This is a genomic window from Burkholderia sp. E168m22, from assembly GCF_001319805.1.
GTDB classification, from domain to species: Bacteria; Pseudomonadota; Gammaproteobacteria; order Burkholderiales; family Burkholderiaceae; genus Burkholderia; species Burkholderia orbicola.
The window spans coordinates 1-5,172 of sequence record NZ_BBSK01000129.1; the positions used below are offsets into that span (position 1 = coordinate 1).

A 5,172-nucleotide genomic window follows, 5' to 3' on the forward strand; every position below is an offset into this window, starting at 1 on the left:
TCAGCAACTGCGAGGATCGCAGCACGAAGGTTGGGCTCGATTGGACCGCAGGACCGCTTTGCGGCGGTATGATAACGTAAGCGTAATAATGCAGGGCTCGATGTGATTCTTACGCTTCCGAGCTATTGTGGTTATTATGCATCCCTCAACCATTGGAGGAACGTATGGCAACATACAAAGAATTGAAAGCGCAAATGGATACTTTGGCAGAACAAACTGAAGCTGCACGCATAGCCGAGCTACAAGCAGTCGTCGATGACATCCGCACCAAGGTCGCGGAATACGGCCTTACCGAGAAGGACATCTTCGGCGGGCGGCGAGGTCGAGTTGGCGCGAAGAAAGCGACGGCGACGGTGGAAGCGAAGTATCGTGACCCGAAGACCGGCGCGACATGGTCGGGCCGCGGTCGCGCACCAGCTTGGATCAAGGACGCAAAGAACCGCAATCGATTCTTGATCCAAGAATGAGTTTGTTCTTTGCAAAAAATCGGTACTTTTTCCATGAGGCAAAAGTACCGATTTTTTTTAGTCGGATTTTTCCAACCAAGGCCGAAAGAAAAAATCGACAGCATTCAGTCGGCCCTGCACCAGAATCGGTGGACGGGACAACAACGGCCGGTGGCCTATGTGGAGGAACTCAATCCCCTTCCGACGAAACAACGATATAACTTCCAGACTTTGTCAAAGCGAAGGGAAGAACCCGGTACCATATGTGGAGGAACTCAATTGGCTTCCGGAAAATTAACCAAATAATCTCCGTTTTAGCCGAACATGAACCAATGGAACCAGTTCCAATCGCGAACAATTAAACCATATATCTTCCGTAATTGACACGCTTAAACCATAAGTCTTCCGGGAGCAGCCCGGCATCCCCAGAATCTCTCGTTCCGCGTAGACCGCACCGCCACCTTGCGCAAGAGCACGCGTACCAGCGCAATGATAGATTAGACCGCGGTGAGCAGCACGCACCCGAGTGCGAGCATCATCAGCGACGTGATCGTCGGCGCCGGTTGCTATATCAGGCCGGGAGCATCGGTACTTGGGGATTTTGGCGCCATTCGTGTCGGCGCGGACAGCAACATACAGGACAACTGTTAGTTGTACTTCGGGCATGGAATGACATGTTCGCTTGTAACGACGTTCGTCCCCACTCCGCGTTGCAGTGAATGACGCCCGCCGAATTCGCCCGTCAGGCAAGGGAGTCGGCCTCACCTGACAACTCAACCAAGCCGGAAATCTTCACCTTCGAGCGGGACTAATTCTGGTTCAGGGCCATACTTCGGCCATTAACATCGTTCTTTTCGCAAAGCTTCGCTGCCTAACGACGTTCTATCCTAGTTTTTCCAATCATTCCAGTACGTCCTGGCAGCTGCGAGGTACGCGTCGAAGTTCCCCGTCGACCAGCAGACGTTGGCGTTGTCGCGCACGAGCCAATACAGGTCATTCGCGCACGCGAGTTGCGTCTTGTCTGCGCGCAGCACCCAATTGAAAATATTGACGAACGATTCCTCGTAGCTCTGGACGAACTGGTCAGCTGGAACATTCCACAGCATCCCCTCAAGAAAGTAAGAGGGGGCAACGCCGTCTGCAATGTACCCGTCATCGATCATGCGGTTCCGCATGTTCTTGCAAATACGAACCATGCGCTTGAATTGCGAGTTTGTGTTTTGATGTTTTCTCGTGCAGCTCTCTGAATGTTGCTTCGGAAAATTGACGATCTCGGCCCCGTCGTTTGCCCAGAAAATAATCCCCTCGTCATACTCGTAATCTATACCGGTGCTCGCAGCTCGATACCTTCGATGTTGTGAACAAACAATTACATCCGCGTCACGACGACTGCCATTTCCCTTAATGAATATTGCTTTTTTCCCGGGCTTAACATCTGAACCAAATTTTTCTTGCAACCAGGCGAGGACGTCCGCTTTGAATTCCCTATACGTATACGTCGCCGGACTGAATGCCCTGTCGTAGTTCGCCTTCGCGTCAGGATCGAGCGCGTTGGTGTTCGCGTAGTAAGTCTGGTTAAGTTGGATTACTACGTCGACATCGCTGTCCCGGTACACGTTCGTGCCATTTCCGTATGATCCTTGGAGAAATACTGAAAAATCCTTAGCGGAATATGGTGAGCTTCCATCGTTTAACGCCTTCTGAATCGTTTCATATGTTTTGGCAGATTGTTGGACCGATCCAAGATGGGACCATGTTTCGAGCTGTGATTCAGAAATTGCCATTTGCTCCACTCCTCCAGAGAAGAAAAGCTCTGAGCATTTTCTCATGCTCTGTGAATGACTGCACTCCGCGCTGCTAATCGCATGATCGACCAAGAAAGTGTTGAGCGACAGGCAATACCCCTCATTTCACACCCCACGGGGTGCCCAACGGCCACTTTCGAACGGCGTCTTCAAAGCGCTTTATCTCATCAGGGCACATCGATACTCGCCGCATGATTAACGAACCGTGAGTCGGACTACTGGTCCAATAGCTACCCTTAAGCACGCTGCCTCCTGATATTAACTCGAGATCACCAGCACCATTTACCAGTTTTCGCGCACCTGGATATTCGTTTTTCAGCTCGAAAACGTAGGCGAGGTGTGTCGCGTTGCTTCGCGCGTTGCGAATAATCGCCTCCACTCTCGAGTCTCCAGTCTGACTCTGTGTGAAGCTTTGAAGAGATAGCGTCAGATACGTCTGCCTGATGACGAAAACGATAGGCAACGTAAGCGGTGGGGCACCGGGTGCCTGACCATAGTCGGAGGATAGGCATCCAATCCAAACCCCTCGGAGCAGTGGCCGACCACTCCATACCGGCATGCGGCCAATGCGCCATGCCCATTTGTAGTAGATAACGAACAAGAAGGATGCCGCAGACAGGCCCGTTGTGAACCAACGAAACAGATTTGTCAGGTCCACTGGGGCGTGAAAGAAGTGAATGTTAACCGAGGCGATCGCACCGGCGAGCAACACTACGATTGTAGTAAATGCCTTCTTCAACAGAGTAAACTGCTGTTCGGTAAGCGTGAAGTTTTCCATCAGCCCCTCCGTCGCCCTACGCGAACTCCTCTGGAAAAAACAATTGGATCGGCATTTTTGCTCAACAGTCCGGCACACACAACGGCATCCATTCTGGAGCCTGCGACAGCTGCTAGTTGGCGGGCTCCTATTGGTGTGCCCTGAGACACTGAGGCTTTCAGAATGTCGATCGGTGGAGAAAAGAACTGGGAAACGTGTGTCAAGTGGGTAGTTTCGACATCAATAAGGTGGAAGCCATCATGCCAAACGGACGCGACGGTCGAAATTGATGCAAGAACTTGGGCAATTTGCTGAAATCCGCCAACAGGTAGAGCCGGATCAAACAGAGTCTGGTCACCAAGGGGGACGACCGGCAGACGCAGGGGACCGAGATAAAAGAGAACCCCCAGTCCATTGAAATCGTCGGGTGCAATGCCCGTCACCGCGTCCAGGAGATCGAACGCAAAATCTGTATGAAGCGACATGGTTTATGGGCGTTCAAGGATACAGCCGTAGATATGCCGAACGCGTGCGACTCGACCATTCTAACGGACCGCAAGCGTGGCGTGGAGAATCCGTGCACGACATGAAATGTGTGATTCACGGACATCGTTTCAACTGATATGACTTTCCGCGTCAACCGAAGCGACCGGTTTTCGGGGTTCCGTGGACATTCGAATTTCCTGAGGGCGACGTAGCAGTAACGACGACGGTGGATCACACTGATATGCGCGGGTTGGGTACCGCATTACAGAGGTCCGTCTCATGAGCCTGCCGCTCTCTAATGGCGCAAATTGGACATACCTTGCCTTGCCTGTTGCCTAGTTGAACCGCGGGTTGCTCGAGTACCGGGCTACGCCGCCTTCAGGAAACTCTCCGTGATGATGCCCATCAATTTGTAAATCCTCGTTGGCGTATCAGGCACTGCGCGGGGACGTCGCCGTCATTGCGAGACGAGCGATGTCCCAAATAAAGCCAACCAGTTCGCGCGCGACGGCGACGATCGTGATGCCGGCGTTCTTGCCGCGCGCTGCCAGCTTGCGGTACCGCTGGCATAACCGAACCTGGGCGTCCCAGGCACGGTCGATAACCACTTTTGGTAGTCCCTCATGTCGACGTTGAATCTGCGGCCCGACGCGAGCTGCATGCCGGTAACTCCAGGCGGCCTCGACCAGCAACTTACGGGCGTAGCTGTTGCCGGTTTTGGTGATGGCTCCCTGGCGTCGCTTGCCGCCGGACGAGTGTTCGGATGGCGTCACGCCGAACCATGCCATGAGCTGACGCGGATGCATAAATCGCGATAGATCGCCAAGTTCCGACACCATGCCAACAGCGGTCAGAAACTGCACGCCCCGCATGGCCTGCAATGCCTGTATGACGGGGTAGAAACGCCAGTCAACGACAGCTTCGCGCAACGCCGCTTCCAGACGATCACATTGGGCAAGCCGATCGTCGATCGTGCGCCGGTGTTCCTCGAATGCCAGTTGCTGCCACGCGTTGCCGAACGAGTAGCAACTGATCCAGCGCTTGTGGGCTTCACTCCAGTCGGCTCGCCCCGTGTAGCGCACCCCGTGCGCGAGCAGAAACGACTTCAAACGCTGCTTTGCCTGACGCAGCTCCTCTCGGACGCTCGCCCATGCTCGTGCCAGATCCCGAAAAGCTTCGTCTTCGACCGTCGGCACATGCACGGCCGACAGATCGTCGGCACGCAGTGCACGCACAAGCTTCATCGCATCACGGCGATCCGTCTTGACGCGATCGCCAGGTTTGCGGGGTATCAGCGACGGCGCGCACACCATGCACTCGAAGTCGCGCTCCACGAGCTGCCGATACAGGCCATAGCCACACGGACCGGCCTCATAGACGACTCGCACGTGCGGCGCCTTCGACTGCAGCCGCTTGCACAGCCGATCAATCTCCGCTTTGGTCGTACCGATCTTGCCGAGCGATTCGACCGCGCCTGCGTCGACCGCGTATGCCACCGAGATCGACTCCTTATGCACATCCAGACCGACGTACAGCGTGCTATCTTTTTCCATGCTGGCCTCCGTGGTGAAAATCGCCGCGGTGCGGCTTCGGCCCACCGGTGCGGCTCTGGCAGCGATGCTAACCCGCGTTGAATACACCACGCCAGGCCAGCCCTACCTCACGGAAAGTCATACTG

General features: G+C 54.5%; 5 protein-coding genes. 1 reads left to right on the top strand and 4 read right to left on the bottom strand.

Annotated elements, in window-relative coordinates; all coding sequences use genetic code 11:
- Nucleotides 1-164 precede the first annotated feature (164 nt).
- Nucleotides 165-467: an H-NS histone family protein gene (locus tag AP428_RS36195; protein WP_082409455.1), complete on the top strand. Its 303-nt coding sequence runs from the start codon at nt 165-167 to the stop codon at nt 465-467.
- An 866-nt stretch (nt 468-1,333) separates the two neighbouring features.
- On the opposite strand, the gene AP428_RS29475 is transcribed toward AP428_RS36195, so the two are convergent.
- The 4 genes from AP428_RS29475 to AP428_RS29480 all read right to left on the bottom strand — a co-directional run bounded on the left by AP428_RS29475 (nt 1,334) and on the right by AP428_RS29480 (nt 5,047).
- On the bottom strand, nt 1,334-2,230 hold the full coding sequence (locus AP428_RS29475) for a nucleotidyltransferase (RefSeq protein WP_054928453.1): 897 nt from the start codon (nt 2,228-2,230) through the stop codon (nt 1,334-1,336).
- A gap of 121 nt (nt 2,231-2,351) precedes the next feature.
- Nucleotides 2,352-3,029 carry a hypothetical protein gene (locus tag AP428_RS36940; protein ID WP_125381112.1) on the bottom strand — a complete coding sequence of 226 codons (678 nt, stop codon included), beginning with the start codon at nt 3,027-3,029 and terminating at the stop codon, nt 2,352-2,354.
- Nucleotides 3,029-3,493: a hypothetical protein gene (locus AP428_RS36945; protein ID WP_125381111.1), complete on the bottom strand. Its 465-nt coding sequence runs from the start codon at nt 3,491-3,493 to the stop codon at nt 3,029-3,031. The genes AP428_RS36940 and AP428_RS36945 overlap by 1 nt, the downstream gene beginning before the upstream one ends.
- Before the next feature lie 432 nt (nt 3,494-3,925).
- Nucleotides 3,926-5,047: an IS110 family transposase gene (locus AP428_RS29480; RefSeq protein ID WP_054928454.1), complete on the bottom strand. Its 1,122-nt coding sequence runs from the start codon at nt 5,045-5,047 to the stop codon at nt 3,926-3,928.
- Between the last annotated feature and the right edge of the window lie 125 nt (nt 5,048-5,172).